This is a genomic window from Mesorhizobium wenxiniae (assembly GCF_002284535.1).
Taxonomy (GTDB): Bacteria; Pseudomonadota; Alphaproteobacteria; order Rhizobiales; family Rhizobiaceae; genus Mesorhizobium; species Mesorhizobium wenxiniae.
The window spans coordinates 523,516-549,538 of record NZ_NPKH01000011.1 but is presented as its reverse complement, the minus strand read 5'-3'; the positions used below and the strand labels follow the sequence as shown (position 1 = coordinate 549,538).

General features: G+C 63.2%; 29 protein-coding genes, 1 tRNA gene and 1 pseudogene. 11 read left to right on the top strand and 20 right to left on the bottom strand.

Annotated features, from left to right (window positions below):
* Window positions 1-198: 198 nt before the first annotated feature.
* On the bottom strand, window positions 199-438 hold the full coding sequence (locus CIT31_RS05115; RefSeq protein ID WP_095517683.1) for a hypothetical protein: 240 nt from the start codon (window positions 436-438) through the stop codon (window positions 199-201).
* On the opposite strand from CIT31_RS05115, the gene CIT31_RS34090 reads away from it, so the two are divergent.
* Window positions 359-754, top strand: coding sequence for a hypothetical protein (locus tag CIT31_RS34090; protein ID WP_165778330.1), 396 nt, complete (start codon window positions 359-361; stop codon window positions 752-754). The genes CIT31_RS05115 and CIT31_RS34090 overlap by 80 nt on opposite strands.
* Here CIT31_RS34090 and CIT31_RS34930 read toward each other — a convergent pair.
* From CIT31_RS34930 to CIT31_RS05050, 12 genes are all read right to left on the bottom strand, one after another.
* Window positions 641-970: a hypothetical protein gene (locus tag CIT31_RS34930; RefSeq protein WP_095517682.1), complete on the bottom strand. Its 330-nt coding sequence runs from the start codon at window positions 968-970 to the stop codon at window positions 641-643. The genes CIT31_RS34090 and CIT31_RS34930 overlap by 114 nt on opposite strands.
* A 40-nt stretch (window positions 971-1,010) precedes the next feature.
* The gene (locus CIT31_RS05105) at window positions 1,011-1,703 is read right to left on the bottom strand and encodes a L,D-transpeptidase (RefSeq protein ID WP_165778346.1); all 693 of its coding nucleotides are present in this window, start codon (window positions 1,701-1,703) and stop codon (window positions 1,011-1,013) included.
* The gene (locus tag CIT31_RS05100) at window positions 1,700-2,617 is read right to left on the bottom strand and encodes an ABC transporter substrate-binding protein (RefSeq protein WP_245316104.1); all 918 of its coding nucleotides are present in this window, start codon (window positions 2,615-2,617) and stop codon (window positions 1,700-1,702) included. The genes CIT31_RS05105 and CIT31_RS05100 overlap by 4 nt, the downstream gene beginning before the upstream one ends.
* 421 nt (window positions 2,618-3,038) lie before the next feature.
* Window positions 3,039-3,123: transfer RNA gene (locus CIT31_RS05090), tRNA-Leu, on the bottom strand.
* A 68-nt stretch (window positions 3,124-3,191) separates the two neighbouring features.
* Window positions 3,192-3,812, bottom strand: coding sequence for a 2,3-bisphosphoglycerate-dependent phosphoglycerate mutase (locus CIT31_RS05085; RefSeq protein ID WP_095517678.1), 621 nt, complete (start codon window positions 3,810-3,812; stop codon window positions 3,192-3,194).
* A gap of 32 nt (window positions 3,813-3,844) precedes the next feature.
* Complete coding sequence (dapB, locus tag CIT31_RS05080) at window positions 3,845-4,684, bottom strand: 4-hydroxy-tetrahydrodipicolinate reductase (RefSeq protein WP_095517677.1); 840 nt, start codon at window positions 4,682-4,684, stop codon at window positions 3,845-3,847.
* Complete coding sequence (locus CIT31_RS05075; protein WP_095517676.1) at window positions 4,681-6,534, bottom strand: ABC transporter ATP-binding protein; 1,854 nt, start codon at window positions 6,532-6,534, stop codon at window positions 4,681-4,683. The genes dapB and CIT31_RS05075 overlap by 4 nt, the downstream gene beginning before the upstream one ends.
* 117 nt (window positions 6,535-6,651) lie before the next feature.
* Window positions 6,652-7,671 (bottom strand): glucokinase, encoded by a 1,020-nt coding sequence (locus CIT31_RS05070; protein ID WP_095517675.1) that lies wholly within the window; start codon window positions 7,669-7,671, stop codon window positions 6,652-6,654.
* Window positions 7,672-7,939: 268 nt separating this feature from the next.
* Window positions 7,940-9,031 (bottom strand): penicillin-insensitive murein endopeptidase, encoded by a 1,092-nt coding sequence (mepA, locus tag CIT31_RS05065; RefSeq protein ID WP_095517674.1) that lies wholly within the window; start codon window positions 9,029-9,031, stop codon window positions 7,940-7,942.
* 59 nt (window positions 9,032-9,090) lie between these two features.
* Window positions 9,091-9,996 (bottom strand): SDR family oxidoreductase, encoded by a 906-nt coding sequence (locus tag CIT31_RS05060; RefSeq protein ID WP_095517673.1) that lies wholly within the window; start codon window positions 9,994-9,996, stop codon window positions 9,091-9,093.
* On the bottom strand, window positions 9,993-11,153 hold the full coding sequence (queG, locus tag CIT31_RS05055) for a tRNA epoxyqueuosine(34) reductase QueG (protein WP_095517672.1): 1,161 nt from the start codon (window positions 11,151-11,153) through the stop codon (window positions 9,993-9,995). Before queG ends, CIT31_RS05060 begins: the two co-directional genes overlap by 4 nt.
* Window positions 11,134-11,826 (bottom strand): glutathione S-transferase family protein, encoded by a 693-nt coding sequence (locus CIT31_RS05050; protein ID WP_029347960.1) that lies wholly within the window; start codon window positions 11,824-11,826, stop codon window positions 11,134-11,136. The genes queG and CIT31_RS05050 overlap by 20 nt, the downstream gene beginning before the upstream one ends.
* A gap of 164 nt (window positions 11,827-11,990) precedes the next feature.
* Between CIT31_RS05050 and CIT31_RS05045 the strand changes: the two genes are divergently transcribed.
* Both CIT31_RS05045 and CIT31_RS05040 read left to right on the top strand, forming a co-directional pair.
* Entirely contained in the window at window positions 11,991-12,797 is an 807-nt protein-coding gene (locus CIT31_RS05045; RefSeq protein ID WP_095517671.1) for an undecaprenyl-diphosphate phosphatase, read from the top strand.
* Window positions 12,798-12,976: 179 nt separating this feature from the next.
* Complete coding sequence (locus CIT31_RS05040) at window positions 12,977-13,804, top strand: class I SAM-dependent methyltransferase (protein WP_095517670.1); 828 nt, start codon at window positions 12,977-12,979, stop codon at window positions 13,802-13,804.
* Between the two features lie 105 nt (window positions 13,805-13,909).
* Here the strand turns inward: CIT31_RS05040 and CIT31_RS05035 are convergent, their stop codons facing one another.
* Window positions 13,910-14,287, bottom strand: a complete 378-nt coding sequence (locus CIT31_RS05035; protein ID WP_095517669.1) for a YraN family protein — start codon at window positions 14,285-14,287, stop codon at window positions 13,910-13,912.
* Window positions 14,280-15,215, bottom strand: coding sequence for a 16S rRNA (cytidine(1402)-2'-O)-methyltransferase (rsmI, locus tag CIT31_RS05030; protein ID WP_095517668.1), 936 nt, complete (start codon window positions 15,213-15,215; stop codon window positions 14,280-14,282). The genes CIT31_RS05035 and rsmI overlap by 8 nt, the downstream gene beginning before the upstream one ends.
* Before the next feature lie 166 nt (window positions 15,216-15,381).
* Here rsmI and CIT31_RS05025 point away from each other — a divergent pair, with 166 nt between their 5' ends.
* Both CIT31_RS05025 and CIT31_RS05020 read left to right on the top strand, forming a co-directional pair.
* Complete coding sequence (locus CIT31_RS05025; protein ID WP_095517667.1) at window positions 15,382-15,579, top strand: hypothetical protein; 198 nt, start codon at window positions 15,382-15,384, stop codon at window positions 15,577-15,579.
* Window positions 15,580-15,586: 7 nt separating this feature from the next.
* Entirely contained in the window at window positions 15,587-15,775 is a 189-nt protein-coding gene (locus CIT31_RS05020; protein WP_095517666.1) for a hypothetical protein, read from the top strand.
* Between the two features lie 72 nt (window positions 15,776-15,847).
* Here CIT31_RS05020 and CIT31_RS34925 read toward each other — a convergent pair.
* Window positions 15,848-16,096: pseudogene (locus CIT31_RS34925) on the bottom strand (low molecular weight protein tyrosine phosphatase family protein); the annotation flags it as partial.
* A 56-nt stretch (window positions 16,097-16,152) separates the two neighbouring features.
* Between CIT31_RS34925 and CIT31_RS05010 the strand changes: the two are divergent.
* Window positions 16,153-17,058, top strand: coding sequence for an adenylate/guanylate cyclase domain-containing protein (locus CIT31_RS05010; protein ID WP_165778345.1), 906 nt, complete (start codon window positions 16,153-16,155; stop codon window positions 17,056-17,058).
* Between the two features lie 109 nt (window positions 17,059-17,167).
* On the top strand, window positions 17,168-18,937 hold the full coding sequence (locus CIT31_RS05005) for a caspase family protein (RefSeq protein ID WP_095517664.1): 1,770 nt from the start codon (window positions 17,168-17,170) through the stop codon (window positions 18,935-18,937).
* A 529-nt stretch (window positions 18,938-19,466) separates the two neighbouring features.
* Here the strand turns inward: CIT31_RS05005 and hemW are convergent.
* From hemW to rph, 4 genes are read right to left on the bottom strand one after another with little or no spacing between them, the layout of a single operon-like run.
* On the bottom strand, window positions 19,467-20,630 hold the full coding sequence (gene hemW, locus CIT31_RS05000) for a radical SAM family heme chaperone HemW (RefSeq protein WP_095517663.1): 1,164 nt from the start codon (window positions 20,628-20,630) through the stop codon (window positions 19,467-19,469).
* The gene (gene rdgB, locus CIT31_RS04995) at window positions 20,627-21,289 is read right to left on the bottom strand and encodes an RdgB/HAM1 family non-canonical purine NTP pyrophosphatase (RefSeq protein ID WP_095517662.1); all 663 of its coding nucleotides are present in this window, start codon (window positions 21,287-21,289) and stop codon (window positions 20,627-20,629) included. Before rdgB ends, hemW begins: the two co-directional genes overlap by 4 nt.
* Complete coding sequence (locus tag CIT31_RS04990; RefSeq protein WP_095517661.1) at window positions 21,289-21,699, bottom strand: VOC family protein; 411 nt, start codon at window positions 21,697-21,699, stop codon at window positions 21,289-21,291. Before CIT31_RS04990 ends, rdgB begins: the two co-directional genes overlap by 1 nt.
* Before the next feature lie 7 nt (window positions 21,700-21,706).
* Window positions 21,707-22,423: a ribonuclease PH gene (rph, locus tag CIT31_RS04985; protein ID WP_029347945.1), complete on the bottom strand. Its 717-nt coding sequence runs from the start codon at window positions 22,421-22,423 to the stop codon at window positions 21,707-21,709.
* Between the two features lie 134 nt (window positions 22,424-22,557).
* On the opposite strand from rph, the gene hrcA reads away from it, so the two are divergent.
* The 4 genes from hrcA to cysK all read left to right on the top strand — a co-directional run bounded on the left by hrcA (window position 22,558) and on the right by cysK (window position 25,921).
* Window positions 22,558-23,658: a heat-inducible transcriptional repressor HrcA gene (hrcA, locus tag CIT31_RS04980; protein WP_095517660.1), complete on the top strand. Its 1,101-nt coding sequence runs from the start codon at window positions 22,558-22,560 to the stop codon at window positions 23,656-23,658.
* Between the two features lie 78 nt (window positions 23,659-23,736).
* Window positions 23,737-23,934, top strand: coding sequence for a hypothetical protein (locus CIT31_RS04975; protein ID WP_029347942.1), 198 nt, complete (start codon window positions 23,737-23,739; stop codon window positions 23,932-23,934).
* Window positions 23,935-24,149: 215 nt separating this feature from the next.
* Window positions 24,150-24,767: a LysE family translocator gene (locus tag CIT31_RS04970; RefSeq protein ID WP_095517659.1), complete on the top strand. Its 618-nt coding sequence runs from the start codon at window positions 24,150-24,152 to the stop codon at window positions 24,765-24,767.
* Window positions 24,768-24,940: 173 nt separating this feature from the next.
* Complete coding sequence (gene cysK / locus CIT31_RS04965) at window positions 24,941-25,921, top strand: cysteine synthase A (protein WP_095517658.1); 981 nt, start codon at window positions 24,941-24,943, stop codon at window positions 25,919-25,921.
* Window positions 25,922-26,023 lie beyond the last annotated feature (102 nt).

The window sequence follows — 26,023 nt, the reverse complement described above, 5'->3', positions numbered from 1 at the left end:
AATCCAGCCAGCATCTTGAATCACAAATCAGACCAATCCGGAATCCCTTTCGATTCCGTCAAAGCGTGACCCGCTCTAGTCTCAAACGTTTGCGATTCGCCACTGACGGGGATCGACGCTCGCTGCCGATCGCCGATCTGTCAAAATCACTGTATCGACGAACAGGAAGCCGCGTGTCGCTCAGTTGGCTTGCCGCAATTATATGCCGAGCATCGTCTTGGCCTGGTTGAGCGCAGCCTCTGACCCTGCATGATCGCCGGCGGCGTGCAATTTCTCGCCTTGGGCGCGCAGTTCCTTGACCTTGGTCTTATCGGCCTCGGACAGCGTCGCGGTTGGCAACGCCGCGTCGATTGCGGCCATGATGGTCGGGCATGAATTTGCAAAGGCTGTCGCAGGAACGACCGCCAGGAAAACCGCAAGCGAAATTGATCGTAACATGGACGTTTCTCCCTCGCCGGCACACGCCGCATCGGCGCCCGGCGTGGGGATGGTACAGCTAATGCCCGGACGTGCCAATCACGACGATGCCGCTGGGTTGAGGCAGGCTGCGTCCGGTCGCCGCCGACGTCGTCACGTCAAGTCGACCGCCAGTTTTCGCGGCAATCGTCAGATCGCCGCAAAATCCTTCGACCAGAGCGGATCAGGTGGGCTGAACGGATTTGACATTGCCGTCCGTATCCACAAGGCAGCTTGTCTTTTTGCCGCTGGCATCGAGTTCGACCTGATAGGTTTTGGAATCGATCTTGCTCGATGAAACCGGAAGTATTTTGGTGCTATCGGCGCCACTCGCCTTGGCCACCGCGTCGGCGCAAAGCAGCTGGAGGTCCGCCGGGGCCGTCTCGACCTGGGTCCTGGACATCTGGTCCTGAGGCGGCGGCGGCGGCGCGCTGACGCAAGCGCTCAGGCCCCCCGCCAAGAATCCAATTGCTATTGCCCGGATCGAAATTCTCACTGCAGGTTTTGCCGACATTGCTTGTCCCTCTCCGAATGCCGCTTCACACACCCCGGCTTTACACACCCTTGTAAAGTGCCGCCCCCTGCATGAGAACGATGACCTTGGCGCCAACCTTGACGCGCGACGCCAGATCGGTGATGTCGTCGTTCCGCATTCGGATACACCCTGATGACACGTCGAGCCCGATCGTCCACGGCTCCGGCGTGCCGTGTATCCGGTAGATCGTGTCCTGGTCGCGCTCATACAGATAGAGCGCCCTGGCGCCGAGCGGGTTGTCGGGCCCTCCCGGCATGCCTCCCGCATGTTTGACCGCATTCGGGTCGCGAGCGATCATTTCGGCCGGAGGCGTCCAGGTCGGCCATTCCGCCATGCGGCCGACGCGCACGATTCCGGCCCATCCAAAGCCTTCCCGGCCCACCCCGATGCCGTAGCGCATGGCGCGCTGACCCGGCTGCACAAGGTAGAGAAAATGCTGGTTGCCATCGATGATGATCGTACCAGGCACTTCCGCCGTGCGGAACTTGACCATCTGCGGGCGAAACGCCTCTGGCACTTCATTATGCGCGGCATAGTATTTGCGCGCCCTGGTGCGGTCGTAGTCCACCCATTTGCGGGTTTTCGGATCGAAAACCTGTGTTCCGGCAGCCAGCGCCGCCACCGCGACAAGACCGAGCGCTACCGCGACAATTGCCGTCAGGGAGCGACGCTGGAGAGCGGCGCGTCCCGCGATCGTCAGCTTTCCAGTCATGGATTTGCCCACCCTTGCACTCGAGCGCCCTGCGCGGCAACCCATTGTTTGGCGTACTCGTAAGGATCCTGGCGCTCCACCTGGAGCGCATAACTCATCTTGGTAGCGTCCTCGGGCTTGAGGTCGACCCGTTCCAGGAACTCTACCACCTTCGGATATTTCTTGCGCAGCGAGGTGGCGTAAGCGATGTGGAAATGTGCCGTATCCCATGACACCGGCGCGCTTGACTTCGAGACCCAGAGCGGGTCCTCGGAAGGCAGCACGATCTTCCACTTTGCCGGGTCAAAAGGCGGCTCGGTAAGCCGGACAATTTCGTGCAGTTTAAACACGTGATGCGGCGCATAGCAGGCAAACACCATCGGATGAGCCGTGGCAACCGCGGCATCGACAGCGGCCATTCCGACATCCTCCGGCGTCTCCAGCAATGTCATTGTCTCGGCGTAGCCATAGCTGTTGGCGCGGACACGCTCGATCGCCGTCGAGGACCAACCCTCGGCGCCAATCCAGAGTTCTCCGCGTCCGTCCCGATCAGTGTCCAACGCTGCGGTTTTGCGCGGGTCGGCGAGATCCGAAATGTCGCGAATGCCGAATTTGTCGGCAGTTTCGCGGGTAGCGCATATGCCTTGCCATGCCGGCACACCGATGGGGCTGATGGCTACCGTGCCGGCGCCGTCGACATACTTCTTCACCAGATTGTCCAGGTTGGGCAACCAGATTTCGGGATGAATATCCACCTCGCCCGAATCGAGGCCGGCAAAGGCAATAAGCGTCCCCATCTCGCGCACATCGGCATCGAGCCCGAAATGTTGCTTCAGGCTGACCTTGAGAATGTTTGCCGTCGCCTGGCCCGACGGCCAGTTCGGCATCGCAATGACGAGATCAGCCGCGTGGACCGGGACGTTTACCGCCAGCATCAATGCCGCCAGCGACATTCTCCGCAGGCACCGCCGAAATCGGTTGTGCATTTTCTTCCCCCTCGCTTCGGTGCCGAAACGAACCGGGACGGGAACAACTCGTCACGGCAAGCACCGGGTTGTGACACCAGCCCCATCTTCTGACGGCAACTGCTGAAGGTGCGGCAGTGCATTCGCCAAGGAGAGCGCCGTCACATGCCGCCCCGCACGCTACTCGATGACATTCCGTATGGGAAGATGCTCACAACGCGGCCGCCGCGCGCCAACCTCAAGATGTCTGCAGGAATGCGCCTTACGAACCAGGGGGCGTATCAGGACGCCTTGTTGGGTGAGGTCATTCGCAAGGCGACAGCACCTTTGTGTAGCAGCCGATGACCCGGAAACCTAAGGTTTCCAGGAAATCAAGAGCTTACAAAGGGATTGGTGCCCAGAAGAGGACTCGAACCTCCACTCCTTGCGGAACACGGACCTGAACCGTGCGCGTCTACCAATTCCGCCATCTGGGCTGGTGCGGGCTCTTTAGGCGGGCAAACGGTGAGTGTCAACGCGCTTTTTTGAAAGGTGCCCCGCCGGCTCAGCCCTCCAGCACTTCCTTGGATGCCACCGTCGAATCGGCGTTGAGCTTGTAGATGACCGGCACGCCGGTGCCGAGCTCCAGTCTGACGATCTCCTCGCCCGACTTGCCGTCCAGCGCCATGATCAGCGCGCGCAGCGAATTGCCGTGCGCCGCCACCAGCACTGTGCCGCCGCGCAGCACATGCGGCTGCAGGTCGTGCAGATAATAGGGCCAGACGCGCGCGCCGGTGTCCTTCAGGCTTTCGCCGCCGGGCGGCGGCACGTCGTAGGAGCGGCGCCAGACATGCACCTGCTCCTCGCCCCATTTCTGGCGCGCGTCGTCCTTGTTGAGGCCGGAGAGGTCGCCATAGTCGCGCTCGTTCAGCGCCTGGTCGCGGATGGTCTCGAGATCGCTCTGGCCGACCGCGTCGAGAATGTGCTGGCAGGTCTTCTGCGCCCTGATCAGCGACGAGGTGAAGGCGATGTCGAATTTCATGCCGCGCGCCTTCAGCTTTTGGCCCGCCTGCTTGGCCTCGGCGTGGCCCAGTTCGGTCAGGTCGACATCGCGCCAGCCGGTGAAAAGGTTCTTCAGGTTCCATTCGCTCTGGCCATGGCGCACGAGCACGAGAGTTCCCGACATTTTTGCTCCTTCAGTTTGTGGATCAGATCGTCTCAGGCGAGTCCGAGCACGTCGCGCATCGAATACAGTCCCGGCTTCCTGCCGCGCGCCCAAAGTGCTGCCTTGACCGCGCCGCGGGCGAAGATCGCCCGGTCCTCGGCATGATGGGCGAGCGTGATGCGCTCGCCGGTGCCGGCCAGCACCACGGAGTGGTCGCCGACCACCGAGCCGCCGCGCAGCGTGGCGAAGCCGATCGAGCCGGTCTTGCGCACGCCGGTATGGCCGTCGCGCGACCGCACGCTGTTCCCGCCAAGGTCGATGCCGCGCCCAGCGGCGGCGGCTTCACCGAGCAGCAGCGCCGTGCCCGACGGCGCGTCGACCTTGTGCCGGTGGTGCATTTCCAGGATCTCGATATCGAAATCGTCGGCATCGAGCGCGCGCGCCGCCTGCTCCACCAGCACCGCCAGTAGATTCACGCCGAGGCTCATATTGCCTGACTTGACGATCGTCGCGTGGCGCGCCGCAGCAGTGATCCTGGCATTGTCGTCGTCCGAGCAGCCGGTGGTGCCGATGACATGGGCGATGCGCGCCTGCGCCGCGTAGCCGGCGAATTCGACGGTCGCCGCCGGGCTGGTGAAATCGAGGACGCCGTCGGACCTGGCGAAGGCCGGCAGCGGATCGTCGCCGATCACGACGCCGATAGTGCCGATGCCGGCCAGCTCGCCGGCATCCTTGCCGAGATGGGGCGAGCCGGCCCGCTCGATCGCGCCGGCGACGCGGGCGCCCGGATTGGTGTGGATGGCGCGGATCAGCGCCTGGCCCATGCGGCCGGCTGCGCCGACCACCACCAGGCCCATTTCACTGACGGGGTCGTTTGTGGCCGTACCGCTCATAAATTTCTCCCAATCGCTTTTTTCGCGCGCCGCAGCAGAGTTTGGATTGGCTTGCCGTCGTCGACAAGCCCCAGCCCCTTGTTGCCCTGCACCCGGTGGAACCGGGCATAGACGCTGTGCGGGTCGGCCATCAGCGAGGCATGCGTGCCTTGCTCGACCAGCCGGCCCTGTTCCAGCACGATGATATGATCGGCATTGACCACGGTCGACAGCCGGTGCGCAATGACGATGGTCGTGCGCCCCGCCATGATCTGGGTCAGCGCCTGCTGGACGCGCGCTTCCGCTTCGTTGTCGAGCGCCGAGGTCGCCTCGTCGAGCAGCAGGATCGGCGCCTGCCGCACGATGGCGCGGGCGATCGACAGGCGCTGGCGCTGGCCGCCCGACAACGTCAGGCCGCCTTCGCCGACAGGGGTGTCATAGCCCTGCGGCTGCTGGCGGATGAAGCCATCAGCCTCGGCCTGTTGCGCGGCCAGCTCGATCTCGGCGTCGCTGGCGCTCAGCCGCCCGTAGCGAATGTTGTCGCGAATGGAGCCTTCGAACAGATAGGGCTGCTGCGAGACATAGGCGATCGAGCTGCGCAGCGACTGCTTGGTGATCTCTAAAATGTCCTGGCCGTCGACCTCGATGCTGCCCGCATCGACATCATAGAAACGCTGCAACAGCGCCACCAGCGTCGACTTGCCGGCGCCCGAGGCGCCGACGATGGCCGTCATCTTGCCGGCGGCGGCAACGAAGCTGAGATCCTGCAGCACCGGCGCGCCGGCGACATAACCGAATGACACATTGTTGAAGCGCACCTCGCCCCGGGTGATCTTCGCTTCGGCCGCCCCGGGTGCGTCGCCTTGCTGCGGCTCGAGATCGAGCAGCTCGTAAATCATGCGCGCGTTGACCAGCGCCCTTTCCATGCCGACCTGCATGCGCGCCAGCCGCCGGGCCGGGTCGTAGGCGAGCAGCAATGCGGTGATAAAGGCAAAGACGGCGCCCGGCGGCTGGCCGCCGACGGCTGCCCGGTAGCCGGAATAGGCGATGACGCCGGCAACGGCGAAGCCGGCCAGCATTTCGGAGATCGGCGTCAGCCGCTCCGACACGCGGGCGATGCGGTTTGCCCTCTGCTCGGCACTGTCGACAAGACCGCTGATGCGGCGCGACAGCTCGTCCTCCAGCGTAAAGGCCTTGACGATGGCGATGCCTTGCGTTGCCTCCTGCATGGCGCCGATTAGCCGCGAGTTGATCTGCACCGCTTCGCGCGTTGCGCGCCTTATTCTGCGGGTCAGGTAGATCACCGTGTAGATCAGCGGCGGCCCGATCAGCAGCGACATCAGGGACAGCATCGGATCCTGCCAGATCATGACGCCGATCAGCGCGATCAGCGATACGGCGTCACGTGCCACGGAGGTCAGCGTCATCGACAGCAGATCGCGGATGCCGTTGACGTTCTCGTTGATCTGGGCGGCCAGCCGGCCCGAGCGCGTGTCGTTGAAGAAACCGATGCCGAGCTTCATCAGATGAGCGAAGATGCGGCGTTGGTAGCGGGCCACCAGATTGTTGCCGATCCTAGCCAGCGTTACCGCCTGGCCGTAGGTGGCCAGCCCGCGCAGCATGAAGGCGCTCAGGATCGATACGCAGATCAGCGCGATGAGATCGCCGCGCTGCTCGTAGAAGATCTGGTCGACGACATCCTTCATGATCCAGGCGGTGAAGGCGGTCGTGGCCGCAACCGTCACCAGGCACAGAACGGCCAGAACATAATACCAGCGATAGTCGTGGCTGTTCTCGGCGATGATGCGGCGGATCACCGCCACGATCTCGCCGGGCCGGGCTTTGGTTTGGTGGTTTGGCGACTGGTTCAAGTCGGGATCGTTCCAGTGATGTCGGTTCGGCTTCGCGGCCGGACCAATTCGGCAATCCTCTTAGCGCCCCGGTGGCGGCTTGCCTATGGCCGAGGCCGCCAAAACTTCCCCGGGGGCTTAGGCCTGCCAGCGCCGCCCTGCCGTCTGGACGCCGAACAGCGACGGGTTTCTGGCATAGGCCGCGAGCCCGGAAAGCGCTGCCAGCGGATGGGTGATCACATAGACGGGCATGGTACGCATCAGCTCGCTGTGCGGCGCCTTGTCCTCAAAGGCGGCGCGGAAATTGCCGGTTTTCAGCGCCGGCAGGATTTTCTGCGCGATGCCGCCGGTCAGGAAGACGCCGCCGCGGCTCATGAACACCAGCGCAAGGTCGCCGGCGGTGCGCCCGAGGCAGGTGACGAACATCGACAGCGCTTCCTCGGCCACCGGATCTGACTTCGCCAGTGCCGCGGCGGTGACCTCGGCCGGCGTGGTGAACGGCGTCGGCTTGCCGTCCGCCTTGGCCACCGCCCGGTAGGCATTGACCAGGCCGCGTCCGGACAGGATCTGCTCGCCGGAGATTCTGCCCTCGAGCTTCTCGATATGCGGAAAGACCTGGAAATCGCGCGGCGTGCGCGGCCCGATATCCATGTGTCCCCCCTCGCCGGGTACCGGTATCCAGTGGTTCAGCGCATGGACCAGGCCGGCGACGCCAAGCCCGGTTCCGGGGCCGAGCACCACCCGTCCCGCATTGGGCTCCGGCGCATCGCCGCCGATCTTTTCCATATGCTCTTCGCCGAGCGCCACGACGGCCAGCGCCTGCGCCTCGAAATCATTGAGCACCACGACGTCGCTGAGGCCGAGGCTGGCAAACATCTTTCTCGGCTTGACGATCCATGGGCAGTTGGTGAGCGGGGTCTCGTCGCTGTCGACTGGGCCGGCCACCGCCAGCACGGCGGAGTTGGGCCGGACCGACGAGCGGTCGAGCACCGCCGCCTGGATCGCCTCGTCGATGGTGTTGAAATTGGCGGTCTGGACGATCTGCGGTTCGGTGGGTTCCGAGTTCGCGTCGAGCACGATCGAAAAGCGCGCGTTGGTGCCGCCGATGTCGCCGATCAGGACCGGAAACTGCAGCGCTGTCTCGTCGTCGCCTGGCATGCTCTCGTCCGTCCCGGTTCCCAGTGGCGTTCCGCCGTTCCTTCGTTGACTAGCGCATGACCCGGGAAAGGGAAATCAGTTTTCGAAATGCGGCGCCCTAGGATTCAGAGCAAGATGCGGTGAGATTTGGCCTAAACGGGCGCGGACAACCCGGATCGTTGCACCCTTCGACCACCACTGTAACGGCGCAGACCCTGGGATCAATGCCGTCACGTAAGAGCGCCGCTGCGTTTGAGAGCACCCTCGACCGCCTTTCCCCAATATCGCCTCAGTTCCCCGGCCGCGGCCGGGGCAGCGGAATGCCGATCTCGGGCGTTGCCGCGAAGGCGTTGATCGAGGCCGGGAGCGCTGCCGCGCCGCTTGCGGATGCCCGCGCCGGCGCCGGGGCCTTCGTGAGAACGGGTGCCGTCGCGACCGGCACGCCGTCGCCATAATAGGTGACCGCCTCCGCCGAAGCCGGATCTGGCCCGTCGAGCACTGCCTGGCATTCCGCAGGCAGGCTCGCCATCGTCATCAGGTCGCGTGCTTTCGGCCTGTCCGGGTTCTTGTTGGGGCGCCATGGTTCCTCGGTGAACCACCAGGCCAGCGACTGGTCGCAGCCGTCGCCTGGCGCCGTGTTTTCCTGTGCTTTGCATTTGGGCGAGCCGGGCTGGCAGCCGATGCGGATGTGGAAGTGATAGTCGTGGCCCCAGAACGGCCTGACCTTGCGCAGCCATGCGCGGTCGCCTTTCACCGTGTCACAGAGCTTCTTCTTGATGCCGGGATTGACCAGGATTCGCTCGACTTCCGCATAGCTTGCCGCGCGCTTCAGGAGCCGCGTATGCGCCGGTACCCAGAGCTCATCCTTCACCAGGTGGGTCTTTTCGTCGACAAGCAAGGTGGCGCTCATGTTTTCGCGCTGCTCGATCGAAAGCTTGCGGTCGGGCATTGGCGTCAGCCAGATGTCGGCGTCGAGGCCAATCTGGTGCGAGGCATGGCCGGTCAGCATCGGGCCGCCGCGCGGCTGCGAAATGTCGCCGACCAAAAGGCCGGGCCAGCCATCGGCCGCGGCGTCGCGCGACAGTTTCTCGATCAGCGCGATCATCGTCGGATGGCCCCAGCGGCGGTTGCGCGAAGGCCGCATCACCTCCCATTTCGGACCGTTCAGGGGAATGGCGACGCCGCCGGCAAAGCAGCCCTTGGAATAAAAACCGATCGACTGCGGCGCGGCCACGGCCGGCAGCTTTTTGGCGCCGAACAGGTTTTTTGCCAGTTCCTCGGCTGCTGCAGGTCGCGCTGCAAGCCCCGCTATGGCGAGAACGGCGAGTGCTGCTGTCAGCAGCAGCGTTCTGCCGGGCAATGATCGCATCAACGTTTTCATGAGGCAGAACCCCTCTGCGAATTAAGTCGAATCATATCACGCCCGGCGCGACGTTTCGATCACGACCGCTTCATCGGGCTGCGCGCCTCGCCGTCACGCCAGTTGCCGTCAGCCCACATACGGTCGAAGGCCGACCGGTAGTCGGGAAAGCGAAAGCGATAGCCGGCCGCCTTGATCGCAGTGTTGGCGACACGCTTGTTCTCGCCATAGAAGGACCGCGCCATGGGCGAAAGTTGGGCGGTCTCGAACGGAATTTCCGGCGGCGGCTCGATACCCATCAGCCCTGCGGCATAGGTGACGACGTCCTGCGGCGGCGCCGGCACGTCGTCGGTGACGTTGAAGATGCCGCCGCGATTGTCCTGGAGCAGATGCCAGAGCGCCCCCGCAATGTCGTCGCAATGGATGCGGTTGAACACCTGGCCGGGCTTGATTAGCCGCCGCGCAGTGCCGTTGTCCAGATTGACCAAGGCATTGCGGCCCGGCCCGTAAATGCCGGAAAGCCGCAGGATCGCCACCGGCCGGCCGATGTCCCGACCCAGTTTCAGCCAGTCCTGCTCGGCGGCGACACGCATCATCGAACGCTTCGACACCGGCCGGCATTCGGCGGTCTCGTCCACCCAGTCGCCGCCATGGTCGCCATAGACGCCGACGGTGGAGAGATAGGCGATCCATTGGAGCGCCGGCATCTTCGCCGCGATTGTCTCGCGCGCTGCATTCAGCACAGGGTCGCCGGCTTCGTCCGGCGCCACCGAGACGACAAGATGGGTGGTTTTCTCGAGCGCATCGCCGATTTCGGGTGTCAGCGTGCCATCGAAAAGCAGCGGCTGGATTCCGGCTTGCCGCAGCGCTTCGAATTTTTCCGCTGCGCGTGTTGTCCCAAAGATCGTGCCGGCATCCTTGTTGGCGCGTGCAAATGCCTTGCCCGAATAGCCGGCGCCAAAAATGAAGATCTGCTTTTCGCTCATGCATGCGTCTCGATTTGATTTGCCAGCGCCATTCGCCATTCGCGTTGCACGGCCTCGTCGCGTTCTGCTTTCACCGCAGCGGTGGCCCATTTGGCAAATTCCTGAGCCGGCACAAGCCGTGACAGCGCCCATACCGCCGCGCCGCGCACCAGGGGCGAGGCGTCATCGAGCAGGGCACGCACGGCGTTGCCGAGCGAGGGTTCGCCGGAATTGCCGGCGGCGATCAGCACATTGCGGACAAAGCGGTCGCGACCGATGCGCTTGATCGGCGAACCGCTAAAGAACGACCGGAAGGCCGCGTCGTCGAGCGCCAAGAGATCGGCGAGCGGCGGCTCGCGCAAATCGTCGCGAGCGGCAAGTTTCACCTCGGACGCCGCCCGGGCAAACTTGTTCCACGGGCAGGCGGCGAGGCAATCGTCGCAGCCATAGATGCGGTTGCCGATCTTTTCCCGGAACTCGTGCGGGATCGGCCCCTTGTTCTCGATGGTGAGGTAGGAGATGCAGCGTCGCGCATCGAGCCGGTAGGAAGCCGGAAAGGCGTCGGTCGGACAGACGTCGAGACAGGCGCGGCAGGAGCCGCAATGGTCGTCCTCGGGCGTATCGGGTGCAAGCTCGGCCGTCGTGAAGATGGTGCCGAGGAACAGCCAGGAGCCGTGCTCGCGGCTGACCAGATTGGTGTGCTTGCCTTGCCAGCCGAGGCCGGCGGCTTCTGCCAGCGGCTTTTCCATCACCGGAGCGGTGTCGACGAACACTTTTACGTCGCCGCCGGCGCGCACCACGATCTTGCCGGCGATCTCTTTCAGCCGGCCTTTCATCACGTCGTGGTAATCGCGATTCTGCGCATAGACGGAGATCGCGCCGCGGTCGCGCTTTGCCAGCACTGCGCGCGGGTCGTGGTCGGGGCCATAGTTCATGGCCAGCACGATGATCGAGCGAACCTCAGGCCAAAGTGCCGTCGGCTGGCCGCGGCGTTCGAGCGTCTCGGCGATCCAGCCCATAGAGCCGTGGAAGCCGTCGGCGACAAATTCGGCCAGCCGCGCGGGCGCCTGCGGGATGGCATTTGGCGTGGTGACGGCAACAGCATCGAAACCGGCGCGCCGTGCCTCGCGGTCGATCAGCGCGCGCAGGTTTTGCGCTCTAGAAATCGAGGTCCGCATAATGTGACACCGGCGACAGGCCGCGCACCCGGTCGGACAAAAGCGGCCGGAACGATGGCCGTGATTTCACCCGTGCATACCATTCGCGCGCGGCAGCGTGTTCGCGCCAGTCGATCTCGCCGAGATAGTCGAGCACGGACAGCGCAGCCGCAGCCGCGAGGTCGGCATAGGTGACCTTGTTGCCGGCCAGCCAATGGCGGGTGCCGGCCAGCCAGTTGGTGTATTTCATGTGCTGGCGGATATTGGCGCGGGCGGCGCGGATCGCCGCCGAATCGGGCGAACCGCCGCCCGCCGTTTCCGGCATGACCGGCTTCAGCACGCGCTCGCGCACCAGATGCCGGGTAACCTCGCCCTCGGCCTTGTTCAGATACCAGTCGGTCAGCCGGCGGATTTCCGCACGCTCCATCGGGTCTTCGGCGAACAGCCGCTTGTCGCGCTTCAAGACGCCGCGCGTCTCGTCGAGATATTCCGCGATGACGACCGCGCCGACAATCGGCACGTCGCCCTCGGCAAGCAGGATCGGCAGCGTGCCGGCCGGGTTCAGCGCCAGGAATTCCTTGCGCCGCATCCACGGCTTTTCCTCGATCAGCGCCAGCTCCTCGCCATACTCGCCGAAAGCGAGGCGAACGAAGCGGCAGGTGGCGAACATCGGGTGGTGGAAAAGCGTCAGCATGGTCCCGCGATAATAGAGCGCACTGGCAAATCGCCGGCTGCGCCGGTAAGTCTTGGCCGCCCCGAATTCAGGTGGCCGTCAGGGTGCTGCGACCTATAGGAGGAGTTCCGCGCCATGACAAGCAAGCCGTTCTTCAAAGCCCTCACTCGAACGCCGAGGTTTCCATGGAAAGCCAGACCATCGTCGAAGCGTTGCTGCTCGGCATGATCGAGGGCATGACCGAGTTCATTCCGGTCTCGTCGACTGGCCATATCCTGCTTGCCGGCCATTTTCTCGGCTTCCATTCGACCGGCAAGGCATTCGAGATCCTGATCCAGCTCGGCGCCATACTGGCTATCCTCAGCGTCTATTTCCATCGTCTATGGCAGATGCTGGTCGATCTGCCGCGTGATCGGGTGACGCGGCATTTCGTCCTCGGCATCCTCGTCGCCTTCCTGCCGGCCGCCGTCATCGGCGCCCTGGCGCATGGCTTCATCAAGACGGTACTGTTTGAATCGCCGAGGCTGATCTGCATCATGCTGATCATCGGCGGCGTGGTCCTGCTGTGGGTGGATCGCTTCAAGCCGAAGCCGCTCTACCATGACGTCGAGCGGTTTCCGCTCAGGCTCTATCTGCAGATCGGACTGTTCCAGTGCCTTTCGCTGATCCCCGGCACGTCGCGCTCCGGCTCGACGATCGTCGGCGCGCTGCTTCTGGGCGTCGACAAACGCGCGGCTGCAGAATTCTCCTTCTTCCTCGCCATGCCGACAATGGTCGGCGCCTTCGCCTTCGACCTCTTCAAGAACCGCAACGTGCTGACCAGCGCAGATCTGCCGGTCATCACCGCCGGTTTCATCGCCGCCTTCGTCGCGGCGCTTATCGTCGTGCGCTTCCTGCTCAACTACGTCTCGCGCCACGGCTATTCGCTGTTCGGCTGGTGGCGGCTGGTCATCGGCACCGTCGGGCTGGCGGCGCTGTTCGTCTGGGGGTAAGGCGGCACAGTCAGTTTGGAACGGTCGCCCTAGGGTCGGACCAATCACTCTGAACGACCGAGCTCAACCCTTCCTGGACGTTCACCCCACCACAATTCCGGAGGGAACGTCGCATCTGAGCAGACACCCGTGGTGTGGCATGGTACCGTTGCTAACAGGCGATATCTTGCAGGTGCGCCATGTCAGGGCACGAGCATTGGCAACTCGATGGCAGCGCGCCCGAGCTTTACCAGCGCTACCTGGTACCGGCGATCACTTCGATATGGGCAGCCGATCTTATCGATCGCGTGCAGCCAAAGCGCGGAGAAGCCGTACTCGACGTTGCTTGCGGAACTGGCGTGGTGACGCGCCTGGCTGCCGAACGGGTCACGACGGGACGTGTCATCGGGCTTGATTTGAATGAGGGTATGCTCACCGTCGCGCGGTCCGTGCCGCACACAGGTGTGCCAATTGAATGGCTGCAAGGCAGTGCCCTCGCACTCCCGGTTAATGACGGCGCGATCTACCTCGTTCTTTGCCAACTCGGTCTCCAGTTCTTCCCGGATCGAGCCTGCGCTGTCCGCGAGATGAAGCGGGTGCTGGTATCTTCGGGCAGGGTTGCGCTCAGCGTCTATAGCGCCATCGAACGCACACCCGGCGCAGAGGCGTTTGCAAGTGCTCTCGATGAGCGGCTAGGACCGGACGCCTCGAAGATCAAACGTGCCGAGCATATTTTTGCTGACGCGAATGAGGTCGGCGATCTGTTGAGGAAAGAGGGGCTGGATGACGTCGAACTCTACACCGTCACGAAAACGATTAGCTTTCCATCTGTTCTCGACTATGTACGTTTTCAGCTGATCGCTACACCCATGGCTGGCCTCTTGGCCGATTACCAGGCGTCCGAGCGCGACAGCGTGATAGAGGCGGTCGCCTCCGCCACTCGATTGCGCCTTGATCCGAGCATGATGGTCGATAGGCGCTTCTCGTTCCCACAGGAGGCGCATATCGCGATCGCAAGCAAACTCTGACGTAGATTTAGCTGCAGTTTCGGCTATTGGCACTGCTTGCCCGTTCCCGATGGACGAGGCGATGATAACATCCACCTATCTCGGCCATTTGCGGCAGGGCATGGTCTAGTCTCGCCCGTAGAAAACATTCTCGACATGCACCGGCCAGCGCCACGGCAGCACCGCGACCATGTCGAAACGCACCGACAATCGTCCATAGTCGGACTGTCGCGACAGCCAGAGATCGGCGGCGCTTTCGATGCGACGCTCCGATTCGTAGCGAACAGCCTCCATGGCTTCCATCAGTGTGCGGCGCGCCTTCACCTCGACGATCAGCACTAGGTCGCCGCGGCGGGCGATCAGGTCGATCTCGCCGAACCGCGTGCGGTGGCGGCGCGCCAGGATCCGATAGCCCTTCACCATCAATGCCGCAGCCGCCAGCCACTCGCTGTGGTGGCCGTGCCGATAGGCCCGTTGGCGGCTGGCGACCGGGCGTTCAGCCATCGCCGTCTTTCCCGCCCTTCCCGGCGTCCTTGCGTTCGGTGTCTTTGAGTTCAAGCAATCGCCGGTAAAGCGCCTGCTTCTGGCCGCCGGTCATCTTGGCCGCTTCCGCCGCCGCCTTGGAGGCCGGCATCTCGGCGGCAAGCGAAAGCAGCAGCCGGTCGATATCGGCCGGTTCGTCTGCCGCTGCTTCCGACGGGCCGACGCAGATGACGATCTCACCCTTCGGCGTGTCGGCCGCCGCGTAATGATCGGCGAGCGACTCTAAGGTGCCGGTCCGTATCTCCTCGAAGGTCTTGGTCAGCTCGCGGCCGATCGCGGCCTTGCGGGCGCCACCCAACGCCTCGACCATGGCACCGAGCGTTTCGGCCAGCCGGCGCGGCGATTCGAAGAAGATCAGCGTCGCCGGCACGGTCTTCAGCGCTTCCAGCCGCGTCAGCCGCTGGCCGGTCTTAATCGGCAGGAAGCCGGCGAACAGGAAGGCGTCGGAGGGTAGGCCGGAGGCCGTCAACGCCGCGAGTGGCGCCGACGGGCCGGGGATCGGCACGACGCGAATGCCCTGGTCGAGCGCTTCGCCGACCAGTCGGTAGCCGGGATCGGAGATCAGCGGCGTGCCGGCGTCCGAGATCAGCGCCACGCTCTGCCCGGCCAGCAAGGCTGCGATCAGTTTTGGGCCGGCCTCGCCGGCATTGTGCTCGTGATAGGCTGTGGTGCGGCGGCGAATCCCGTAGCGGTCGAGCAGCACGCGGCTGACACGCGTGTCCTCGCAGGCGACGATGTCGGCGGCGGCGAGCGTTTCAAGTGCGCGTAATGTGATGTCGGCGAGATTGCCGATCGGCGTCGCAACCAGGTAGAGCGCCGGCTCGAGCGGCCGGGCCGATATCTCGGTCTGGCCGATCACGTAGCTGCGTCTTGCCAACTCGCCGGTCACCGGTGTTCCCCGTCAGGCTCTGACCATGAATGCATTCTACCCTGTTTGGCACGGCTCACGCCCGGTGGCAAAACCCATGCCGAAGTAAGGCGGCGGCCATGCCTTTGCCACAGTACGGAACGAAACCGTGCCCGGCGGATTTATGCCTGATCTCGGGAGGAGCAGGATGGACAGCCTCAAGATACAGGACGTTTTCGAACCCTACTATGAAGGGCGCAAGCGCTTTGCCGCGCGAACGGACAAGAGCCTGCCTGCCAAAGCCGGCGCCAGCTTGGCTAAAAAGCCGCGAAAGCGTCGTCCGTCAAAGGCAACCAAGCTGAAAATCGAGCCCTCGACCGGCACCGGCAGCACGATGGAGCACTGACCAGACGATGCCCAATCGCTTCGACATTTTCATCACCCGCCTTGAAACCAAAAGCTCCCGCAACGGAGCGCCCCCACATCCGACCAGCGATCGATACCGCGCCCGCCCCGACAAGGGCGACGCCAAGCCGGCGCGCGACGGTGAGGCGGACGCCGAGAAAGGCCACGCCAAGCGCCGCCCCAAGCACGACGCCTGACTACCGCAACCTTCGCGATTGGCCGAGACACTTTCTCTCTAAAGCGTGGGGGGAAACGCTCGGCCACATCATTCAACCCAGATACTTCGAGACGCGCGCTTCCAGCAGACGCACCAGACCTGGGTCCATGGACTCATTAGTCGTCCGGAATGTCGAGGCAGATCACGCGCGCCTTCTTCAGGCTGGCCTTGAATTTCTTCTGCAGTTTGGCGCGGTGCGCCTTTCCATCACGAAGATGATGTCGGCCCAGGAGACGAGGTCGTGCGTCAACGGGGTGTCGGCATCGTGGTTGGTGCCGGCCGATGCGACTTCGATATCCCTAACGCTCCGTGTTAAGATTGCACCTGCGTGCGCGCTTGAGCGTACGGGAGAGGATCGTGTCGGCAACTTTAACCGCACTGGGCAACAGCGAGGCCTATAGGCTGGGAGATTTCAACCTGATTGGTCGTGGCGAACATGCCACCATACGCCTGGCCGACGGGGAAGTTTCGCGCCAGCATGCAACGATCCGGCGCGACGGCGCGAACTACTGGGTTGTTGACGTCGGCAGTGCCAATGGCAGTTATGTGAATGACGTGGCGCTCACAACCGCGCGTGTGCTGCACAGCGGCGATCGCGTCCAGTTCGGCAGATCGATTTTTCTTTTCGAACAGGGCACGACTGCCCCCGATCTGGATTCGCAAGCGGCGAACACAAAAACTCAATGGGGCAACCCGGCAGCCCCCAAGAGCCGGCCGGCCACCCTGTTCGTCGCTGATTTGAAGGGGTTTACCGGAATCAGCGCAAGGCTGTCCCCGGAACAGGTGGCGGCCCTCCTGGCCGAGTGGTATATGGACTGCAATATGATTTTGACGCACTACGGTGCCTCAATCGACAAATTCATTGGTGATTGTGTATTTGCTTACTGGCACGGGACGGCAGCGGATGTCTGTGTCTCTGCGGTTCAGGCTGCCCAGGCGCTCCGCGCTGCGGAAGACGCGGCTACGTCGCCAACCCGAGTACTGGTCAGGGAACAACAAGACATCGTACTCGACTGCCGCATTGGCCTTCATGTGGGTGAAGTTGCTATCGGCGCTTTGGGCAAAGGCATCAACACCGCGCTGGGCGATGCGGTCAATTTGGCCTTTCGTATTGAGGGATTGACGCGAAAACTGGACAAGCCGCTGTTGGTCAGCGCCCAGTTCGTCGAGCAGTGGCCCGAAGGTAGACAATATTTCAAGTCCTGCGGCTATCACGAGGTCAAAGGGCGCGCCGAGATGATCGAGGTATTCAGCCTAATATAGGCGCGCCAGCAGTTGGATTTTCGAAACGCAGCTCACACGCCTAACACCTATTCCCATGTTGACACCAATGCTTTTCCTGCTCAGGCTTTGCTAGGGCAGAGAGGCAGCCATGGGGCTCAGAAATCTTCAGACATTTCTATTTTTTCTGCTTCTGATGGTGCTGGGCCTTTCAGCGCCGCTAAGCGCTGCGGAAGGTAAGCGCCTTGCGTTGGTAGTCGGGAATTCTGCCTACACGGCGACAACGCCGTTGGCGAACGCCGCCGCCGACGCCCGTGCCTTTACAGCGTTCCTGAAGGAAAACGGCTTCGAGGTAGACAGTCTGATCAATGTCGACCGGGCCGGTTTCGCGAGAGGACTCTCTAATTTTTCAAAGAAGATCGGGCCAGCCGACACCGCCTTGTTCTACTTCGCTGGCCACGGGATGCAGCTGAAAGGCGAAAATTTTCTGCTCGGGCTCGATGCCGAGCTGCTGTCGGAGTTTGATGTCGACGCCGAAGCCATCGCGCTGAATTCCATTATAAGCATTATGGAGCGGAAAGCCTCGCTCTCGCTTCTTTTCGTCGATGCCTGTCGCAATAATCCGATCGCCGACCGGCTGAATGCAAGCGTCGAAGGCGTCACCCGCGGCGCTGCGTTGAAGGGGCTGGCGCCGGTGAGTTCCACCGGCTCGGGAACGATGATCGCCTTCTCCGCTTCGCCTGGCCAGGTCGCCTACGATGGAGTCGGTGAGAACTCGCCTTTCACGACGGCCTTAGTTGAACATCTGGCCAGCCCTTCGCTAGAGGTAGGTACGGCTTTCAAGCGTGTGATCCGCGATGTCCGGATAAAGACGAACAACGTCCAATCGCCGCAGATTGTCTCGAACATTGCCGCTGAATTTTACTTCAACGCCAGCGCGCCGGCGACCGCTGTCGCCGCATCCGATTTTCTCGCCCAGATAGATTTCGAAAAAGCCGAGCGCATTGCCACTGCACGCGGCTGGCAGCTTTACTTGGCCAAGCACCAATCCGGCTCTTTCTCCGACAGCGCGCGCGCTGCGCTGCGCCTGCTCGAAGGTGGCGGCGATGGCCTCGTGTCGCCGCAGGAAGCTGAAAGCCGTATGAGGCTGACGCAGTCTCAACGCAAGGAAATCCAGCTGACGCTTTCCGACCTCGGATATGACATAGGCGCGGTGGACGGGAATTTCGGTCAAAAGACTCGCAGGGCGATCTCTCGATACCAGAAGGCGCTGGGGCTCACCGAGACCGGATATATCAATAGCGTCGTCGCCAACAGGCTGGAACTGGTTGGCGTCACGAGCACGAATTCCGTCGTATCTGCCGACGAGGCGCGGCTCTTCGAACCCGAGGATTTGAAAGGGCTCGAAACCGATGAGCGCATTATTCGCGCCGCGCAATGCCTCAGGGGCAAAGAAATCATCTACGGCGAGTTTGGGAGCCGCCTCTATGTGGCGGTTTACGATCGCCACTCGTCTTGGCAGACCGCCAAATCTGCTGCCCAGCGGTGTAAAGCGCATCTGGCGTCGATCTCGTCAAAGGCGGAGAACGACTTTGTTTACGGACTGTTCGAGGCTGATGACCGGATGTTCGAAACTGGCTTCGACGGAAATGTGTCCTACAAGATGGGTCCGTGGATCGGCCTTGAGCAGGATCCGGGGGGACGCGAGCCTCGTGGCGGCTGGCGATGGCTGACCGGCGAGGCAATGACTTACAACAATTGGCTTCCCAACCACCCCAACGAGCACAAGCAGGGTGATGATTTTGCGATGTTTTATGCTCATCTGGACGGCAACCGGGACACGGCCGACCTCAAGGCGAGCACGTGGGACGATATGGGTCCGCAAAACAGCTCGCACGGCTACATTATTGAGTTTCGATAGGACGAGGTGGAAGATGGGAGCGCCAGCATACCTCTCTGCTGCCGCTTACCGGTTCTCACCGGCTTCAACACGGCTCGTGGCCGCTGAGCGACGCCAGATCGGCAACCTCTGCCGACACATCACTCGCAAATTGTAATTGGATCGCGGCAGAAGCCGCTGCCCCGGCGAGCCCCGGCGCTGCAAACGCGAGCTGGCCTGCTCGCGCTCGGAGTAGCGGCGGCACGCTTCTGTTCCGCTATTGGTCGTGGCCGGGTGTTCGGGTTGTTCGCATGGCGGGGTGCTTCTATCGAATTCGGCCGGGCAACCACCGGACACACGCGAGCTGTGCTTTCTTCCAATTTCTTCAAAGCAATTGTTGTCGGTTTCGCCATGTCGATCTCAGCGCCGGAGTATCGAGCGAAACGGCGCAACGCCTCCCGGGTTCTTCCACCCCAGATGCCCTCTGGGTTTCCCGGATTACACCCAACGCGGCCAAGCTCGCGCGTGAGTCGATAAATTGTCTGTGACAGTTCAGCTCCTGGCCTATGCTTTACCGCGCCAGGTCCGCCACCACGGCGTCGAGCACGATCATGCCGGCCGGGGTGGCGCGCAGGCGGGCATTGCCGATCGGCGCCACCAGCCCCTCGCCCTGCAGCATCGATAGCCGCGCCGTCGACAGGCTGCGCCCGGAAAACGCTTCGTAGCGCAAGAGATCGATGCCCTCGGCCAGCCTCAGCCCCATTAAGAGGAACTCGTCGGCCTCTTCCGAGCGCGTCAGGGTCTCGCCGCCGGTGACGCCATGGCCCTTGGCCTCGACCAGATTGGCCCAGGTTTCCGGCATTCTTTCGGCGATCGTCACCACGCGGCGGCCATTCTCGACGAAGCGGCCATGCGCGCCGGGACCGACGCCGACATATTCGCCATAGCGCCAATAGGTGAGATTGTGCCGGCTTTCGGCGCCTGATCTGGCGTGGTTGGAAATCTCGTAGGCCGGCAGCCCATGTGCGGCGGTGATCTCCTGCGTCAGCGCATAGAGATCGGCGGCATGGTCATTGTCGGGAATAGCGAATTTCTTGGCCGCATGCAGCGCGTGGAACGGCGTGCCTTCCTCGATGGTCAGCTGGTAGAGCGACAGATGGTCGGCGGCGCGGCCGATAGCCTGTTCGAGCTCCGCCTGCCACGCCTCAGGTGTCTGGCCGGGCCGTGCGTAGATCAGGTCGAAGGACAGCCGCGGAAAGATCTCACGCGCCAGGCCGATCGCCTGCAGCGCTTCATCGACATTGTGCAAGCGGCCGAGGAAGCGCAGATCCTTGTCGTTCAGCGCCTGGACGCCGAGCGACACGCGGTTGACGCCTGCGGCCCGGTAGCCGCGAAAGCGCACGGACTCGACCGAGGAGGGGTTGGCTTCCAGCGTCACCTCGATGCCGGCGGGCACCGTCCAGTTCTTCGCCACGGCGTCCAGCACCGTCGCCACGGTTTCCGGCTTCATCAGCGATGGCGTGCCGCCGCCGAGGAAAATGCTGGTCACCTCGCGCGGTCCGGTGCGGTGGCGCATTGTCGCAAGCTCGGTCTCGAAGGCGCGCGCAAAACGCTCCTGGTCGACCGTCTGGTGGCGGACATGGCTGTTGAAGTCGCAATAGGGGCACTTGGCCGCGCAGAACGGCCAGTGGATGTAGACGCCGAAGCCGGGGCTGCGGTCGAGCAGCATGGTCATTTCACGGCCGATCGTGCCAAATCCAGTCTGGCTTGCGCGAATTTCTGGAAGGCGCGGGCGCGATGCGACAATGCCGTCGGCTGACCGGGCTTCCAGCCATGTTTTTCCTCTGCGGTCATCTCGCCGAAGGTCTTTTCGAAACCGTCCGGCACGAACACCGGGTCGTAGCCGAAGCCGAGTTCGCCGCGCGGCGGCCATACCAGCGTGCCCTCGACCTCGCCGCGGAAATATTCGGCCGCGCCGTCGGGAAAGGCCAGGCAGATGACGGCGACGAAGCGGCCCTTACGCTGCGCAGGCGCAACCGCGCCGACTTCCTGCAACGCCACTTCCGCTCGCTGCATCGCCATGCCGAAATCGCGGGACCCGTCCGGCGCCTCGGCCCAATTGGCGGTATAGACGCCGGGCGCCCCGCCCAGAGCATCGACACACAGGCCGGAATCGTCCGACAATGCGGGCAGGCCTGTCGCCTTGGCGGCGGCAAAAGCCTTGAGATAGGCGTTCTCCTCGAAGGTGGTGCCGGTCTCGTCCGGCTCCGGCAGGCCGTATTCCTTGGCCGACTTCGCTTCTATGCCGAATGGCGCCATCAGATCGGCGAACTCGCGCAGTTTGCCGGCATTGTGGCTGGCTACGACAATTCTGTGCCCATCAAGCGAATGCATCAGAGGCCCCAGATTCTTGGCTCGGCGAATTCGATCGAATTGCCGGAAGGGTCGCGAATATAGATCGAGCGGCCGCCTTGCGGCCATTCGAACTCGCTTTCGATGGCAATCTTCTTCGCTGCCAGATGCGCTCTCCAGCGCACGATCTCGTCCGCGCTTGCTGCAAAGCAGAGATGGCCGTCGCCGACAGCGCCGTGCGGCGGCACTTTCAGCCTGGCATCAGGCGCCGGCGGCACCTTGGTCGCCTCGGCGTTGAAGACGAGCAGCACGCCGTCGCCGCAACGGAAGAAAAGATGCCTGCCGTCGACCTTGCCCAGCAGATCGAGCCCAAGCACGCCGGAATAGAATTCTTCCGCGGCATTGAGGTCGGTCACGTAGAGGGCTGATTCGAGGATGGCGGAAGGAGTCATGACAGGGTTAAGCTACAGCCATCTGTTGCAGGCTGACCAGTCGCTGGATGCCTTTCTTGGCCAATTCCATTAGCGCCGTGAACTGCTCTTCTGAGAAAGGCTCGCCCTCGGCCGTGCCCTGGATCTCGACGATGCCGCCCTTGCCGGTCATGACGAAGTTGGCGTCGGTGCCGGCCGAGGAATCCTCGAGATAGTCGAGATCGATGACCGGCTGGCCGTCATGGATGCCGCAGGAGATAGCCGCGACATGATCCTTCAGCACCTTGGCGACGCTGGCCATCTGCCGGGCTTCCATCCAGCGCAGGCAATCGTAAAGCGCCACCCAACCGCCGGTGATCGAGGCTGTGCGCGTGCCGCCATCGGCCTGAATCACGTCGCAGTCGACGGTGATCTGCTGCTCGCCGAGCGCCTGCAGATCGACCACGGCGCGCAGCGAACGGCCGATCAGCCGCTGGATTTCCAGCGTGCGGCCGCCTTGCTTGCCGGCCGAAGCTTCGCGGCGCATGCGCTCGCCGGTCGAGCGCGGCAGCATGCCGTATTCCGCCGTCACCCAGCCCTTGCCGGAATTGCGCATCCAGCCCGGCACCTTTTCCTCGAGGCTGGCCGTGCACAGCACATGCGTGTCGCCGAACTTCACCAGGCACGAACCTTCCGCGTGCTTGGAGACGCCGCGTTCGAAGGAGATGGCGCGCATTTCGTCGAATTGGCGTTTGGAAGGGCGCATTCAGGCTTTTATCCTATTTTTCGGAATCGTGGCCGGCTTGTAGCCGCACGCGACGAGAGGCGCAAAGGAAAATGGACCAGTTGCGCCGGCGTGGCCGAAGTCTATATCTTTGGGCCGGAGGTGTTTGGCTCGAAATGACCAAGGCAGTCGATCCCAATTCCCAGTCGGCGGCAGTGCTCCAGTCCCCTGCGCTTCAATCGCTCGACATGCGCTCGCGCGACATCTTTCGGCGCATTGTCGATTCCTATCTGAAGGACGGCGAGCCGGTCGGCTCACGTAGCCTGTCGCGTATCCTGCCGTCTTCGCTGTCGCCCGCCACCATCCGCAACGTGATGAGTGATCTCGAGCATCTCGGCCTGATCTATGCGCCGCATATCTCGGCCGGCCGACTGCCGACCCAGGCCGGCCTGCGCTTCTTCGTCGATGCTTTCATGGAGCTTGGCGATCTCTCCGACGAGGAGCGCCGCACCATCGAGGCGCAGGTGCGCGCCTCCGGCTCTGGCGCGACGCTGGAGCACATGCTCATCGAGGCCAGCCAGATGCTGTCCGGCATGTCGCGCGGCGCCGGCCTCGTGCTTGCCGCCAAGAACGAGGTGGCGCTCAAGCACATCGAATTCATCCAACTCGAGCCGACCAAGGCGCTGGCCGTGCTGGTGTCGCAGAACGGCGACGTCGAAAATCGCGTCGTCGACCTGCCGGCCGGCATCACCGTCTCGCAATTGCATGAAGCCTCGAACTTCCTCAATGCCCACATCCGTGGCCGCACGCTGGCCGAGGCGCGGATCGAGATCGCCCGCATCAAGGAAGAGACCAAGGCCGCCCTCGACACGCTGTCGCAGGATCTGGTGGAGAAGGGCCTTGCGGTCTGGGCGGGCGCCGAGAGCGGCCTGCCGGCGCGTCTCATCGTGCGCGGCCGCGCCAACCTGCTGGAAAATGTCACCGCGCAGGCCGACATCGAGCTGCTGCGGCATTTGTTCGAGGATCTGGAGACGCAGAACGGGCTGATCCAGCTTCTCGACCTCGCCGAGGAAGGCTCCGGCGTGCGCATCTTCATCGGCTCGGAAAACAAGCTGTTTTCGCTGTCGGGCTCGTCGCTGGTCGTGGCGCCCTATCGCGACAAGGACGCCCGCGTCATCGGCGCGCTCGGCGTCATCGGCCCGACCCGGCTGAACTACGCACGCATCGTGCCGATGGTCGACTATACCGCGCAGCTTATTTCGCGCATGCTGCGGTAATACATGTCGCCCAAAACCAAAGCGCGTCGCCCGTATCCCTTCAAACGCGACACGCTTTCGGGGACCAAGGAGAAAAAAATGGCGCTGGAATCATTCAAAGCCCAGATCAGCCTATTGCTCGAGCAGATGATCAACCAGCCCGAGGATCAGCATGAAGTGCAGGAACAACTGCGCGAAAAGCTGAGGGAGATGCGCGCCATGGGCCTGCCGCTGCCGGCCGATCTCGTCGCGCTGGAAAAGCGCCTCGACGACGATTTCTACGCAGCCGGAAACTGAGCCCGAAAAACCATACGGTCGATTTGCCGGCGCGTCACTTACGGCAAAGCCCGTCTTGATCGGCGCGTTCGCCTGGCCGGCGGCGCTGGTGCAATCGAAACCGTCCCTCAGGGAGTACACGCCTGCCCACCTTTGTGCGACAAGGCCCCAGTCTTAAAAGGCTCAGTCTAAAAGGTCGATCCCGTTTTTTGGGGTCATGCGCTAAGGCCGAAACCATGACCCTCACCGGATTCCTCGCTTATAGCGCGGCCCTCGGCATCGCCGCTGCCATCCCCGGCCCGGGGCTCACCGCCCTTATTGCGCGTGCGCTTGGGTCGGGCTTTCGCTCGGCGCTCGCCATGTCCTTCGGGCTGATGCTCGGCGATCTCACCTACCTCACCGCCGTGGTGCTCGGCCTCGCGCTCGTCGCGCAGACCTTCGGCATGGCCTTCCTGGCGATCAAATGGCTGGGCGTCGCCTATCTCGGTTTCCTGGGCTGGCGCTTTTGGACGAGCGGCATCGCGCCCGAAATGGTGGCGGCGAAGAAAGGCAGGGGCGGGCTGGTGTCGAGCTTTATTGCCGGGCTCGCCGTCACGCTCGGCAATCCGAAGACGATGATCTTCTATCTCGCCATCACGCCGACCATCGTCGATCTGAAGACCATTACGCTCGCCGACTACGGCATCCTCGTCGCGCTGACGCTCGTCGTGTTGCTGGTGGTGCTGGTGCCCTATCTGGCGCTGGCGGCCAAGGCGCGCGGGCTTTTGAAGTCGCCGCGCGCGCTGAGGGCGCTGAACCGCACCGCCGCCGCCTTCATGGTCGGGGCGGCGGCTGCGATCGCCGCCCGGCAATAGGCCAGTTTTGGCCACGCCTGAATGCTTTTCCCGGGCGAGGGTGTTTTCAGAATGCGTTCCAGTCGGATATTTTCAAACGGCAGACTATCTTGCGCGGCCGAAGGCTTTATCCTGCCTTGTCGAGACTTATGCCCATCTGACTCTTGCCCGCCTAACTCTTGGGAGCGAAACCAATGAACAAGCCCGCCACCACCGAGCACGCGCCGGGCCGCGGCCGCATCTACAATTCGATCACCGAGACGATCGGCGACACGCCGCTGGTACGGCTCGACAAATTCGCCAATGAAAAGGGCGTCGTTGCCAATCTGCTGGCCAAGCTCGAATTCTTCAACCCGATCGCCTCGGTCAAGGACCGCATCGGCGTCTCGATGATCGAGGCGCTGGAGGCATCGGGCAGGATTGCACCCGGCAGGACGACGCTGATCGAGCCGACCTCGGGCAACACCGGCATCGCGCTCGCCTTTGCTGCTGCCGCCAAGGGCTACAAACTGATCCTGACGATGCCGGAAACCATGTCGGTCGAGCGCCGCAAGATGCTGGCGCTGCTCGGCGCCGAACTGGTGCTGACCGAAGGGCCGAAAGGCATGAAGGGCGCCATCGCCAAGGCCGACGAGCTGGCCGCGACGCTGCCCGACGCCATTATTCCGCAGCAGTTCGAAAATCCGGCCAACCCGGAGATCCACCGCCGCACCACGGCCGAGGAAATCTGGAACGACACCCATGGCGAGGTCGACATCTTCGTGGCCGGCATCGGCACCGGTGGCACCATCACCGGCGTCGGCCAGGTGCTGAAGCAGCGCAAGCCCTCCGTGCATGTCGTCGCCGTCGAGCCGGAAGCCTCGCCGGTGCTGTCGGGCGGCCAGCCCGGTCCGCACAAGATCCAGGGCATCGGCGCCGGCTTCGCGCCGAAGATACTCGACACGACGATCTACGACGAGATCGTCAAGGTCTCCAACGAGGATTCGGTCGCCAATGCGCGGCTCGTCGCGCGCCTCGAAGGCGTGCCGGTCGGCATCTCGTCGGGCGCTGCCCTGCAGGCGGCGATCGTCGTCGGCTCGCGGCCGGAGAACAATGGCAAGAACCTCGTGGTGGTCGTCCCGTCCTTCGCCGAGCGCTATCTGTCGACAATCCTGTTCGAAGGGCTGGGGGCTTAGGTCCCTCGACGGAGGTAGGTGGGCTTCAGCTAATCTCGAAAGTTGCGCTAGTCCACCTAAGGAGCGACAGGCTCCAGCCGTGCGCCGAGGACCCAGATGGCA

Coding starts and splice junctions, on each gene's coding strand:
- CIT31_RS34090 (WP_165778330.1), top strand. CDS start 359: ATGATGGTCGGGCATGAATTTGCAAAGGCTGTCGCAGGAACGACCGCC.
- CIT31_RS05115 (WP_095517683.1), bottom strand. CDS start 438: ATGTTACGATCAATTTCGCTTGCGGTTTTCCTGGCGGTCGTTCCTGCG.
- CIT31_RS34930 (WP_095517682.1), bottom strand. CDS start 970: ATGTCGGCAAAACCTGCAGTGAGAATTTCGATCCGGGCAATAGCAATT.
- CIT31_RS05105 (WP_165778346.1), bottom strand. CDS start 1,703: ATGACTGGAAAGCTGACGATCGCGGGACGCGCCGCTCTCCAGCGTCGC.
- CIT31_RS05100 (WP_245316104.1), bottom strand. CDS start 2,617: ATGCTGGCGGTAAACGTCCCGGTCCACGCGGCTGATCTCGTCATTGCG.
- CIT31_RS05085 (WP_095517678.1), bottom strand. CDS start 3,812: ATGTCGGGAACTCTCGTGCTCGTGCGCCATGGCCAGAGCGAATGGAAC.
- dapB (WP_095517677.1), bottom strand. CDS start 4,684: ATGAGCGGTACGGCCACAAACGACCCCGTCAGTGAAATGGGCCTGGTG.
- CIT31_RS05070 (WP_095517675.1), bottom strand. CDS start 7,671: ATGCCAGGCGACGACGAGACAGCGCTGCAGTTTCCGGTCCTGATCGGC.
- mepA (WP_095517674.1), bottom strand. CDS start 9,031: ATGAAAACGTTGATGCGATCATTGCCCGGCAGAACGCTGCTGCTGACA.
- CIT31_RS05060 (WP_095517673.1), bottom strand. CDS start 9,996: ATGAGCGAAAAGCAGATCTTCATTTTTGGCGCCGGCTATTCGGGCAAG.
- queG (WP_095517672.1), bottom strand. CDS start 11,153: ATGCGGACCTCGATTTCTAGAGCGCAAAACCTGCGCGCGCTGATCGAC.
- CIT31_RS05050 (WP_029347960.1), bottom strand. CDS start 11,826: ATGCTGACGCTTTTCCACCACCCGATGTTCGCCACCTGCCGCTTCGTT.
- CIT31_RS05045 (WP_095517671.1), top strand. CDS start 11,991: ATGGAAAGCCAGACCATCGTCGAAGCGTTGCTGCTCGGCATGATCGAG.
- CIT31_RS05040 (WP_095517670.1), top strand. CDS start 12,977: ATGTCAGGGCACGAGCATTGGCAACTCGATGGCAGCGCGCCCGAGCTT.
- CIT31_RS05035 (WP_095517669.1), bottom strand. CDS start 14,287: ATGGCTGAACGCCCGGTCGCCAGCCGCCAACGGGCCTATCGGCACGGC.
- CIT31_RS05025 (WP_095517667.1), top strand. CDS start 15,382: ATGGACAGCCTCAAGATACAGGACGTTTTCGAACCCTACTATGAAGGG.
- CIT31_RS05020 (WP_095517666.1), top strand. CDS start 15,587: ATGCCCAATCGCTTCGACATTTTCATCACCCGCCTTGAAACCAAAAGC.
- CIT31_RS05005 (WP_095517664.1), top strand. CDS start 17,168: ATGGGGCTCAGAAATCTTCAGACATTTCTATTTTTTCTGCTTCTGATG.
- hemW (WP_095517663.1), bottom strand. CDS start 20,630: ATGACCATGCTGCTCGACCGCAGCCCCGGCTTCGGCGTCTACATCCAC.
- rdgB (WP_095517662.1), bottom strand. CDS start 21,289: ATGCATTCGCTTGATGGGCACAGAATTGTCGTAGCCAGCCACAATGCC.
- CIT31_RS04990 (WP_095517661.1), bottom strand. CDS start 21,699: ATGACTCCTTCCGCCATCCTCGAATCAGCCCTCTACGTGACCGACCTC.
- rph (WP_029347945.1), bottom strand. CDS start 22,423: ATGCGCCCTTCCAAACGCCAATTCGACGAAATGCGCGCCATCTCCTTC.
- hrcA (WP_095517660.1), top strand. CDS start 22,558: ATGACCAAGGCAGTCGATCCCAATTCCCAGTCGGCGGCAGTGCTCCAG.
- CIT31_RS04975 (WP_029347942.1), top strand. CDS start 23,737: ATGGCGCTGGAATCATTCAAAGCCCAGATCAGCCTATTGCTCGAGCAG.
- CIT31_RS04970 (WP_095517659.1), top strand. CDS start 24,150: ATGACCCTCACCGGATTCCTCGCTTATAGCGCGGCCCTCGGCATCGCC.
- cysK (WP_095517658.1), top strand. CDS start 24,941: ATGAACAAGCCCGCCACCACCGAGCACGCGCCGGGCCGCGGCCGCATC.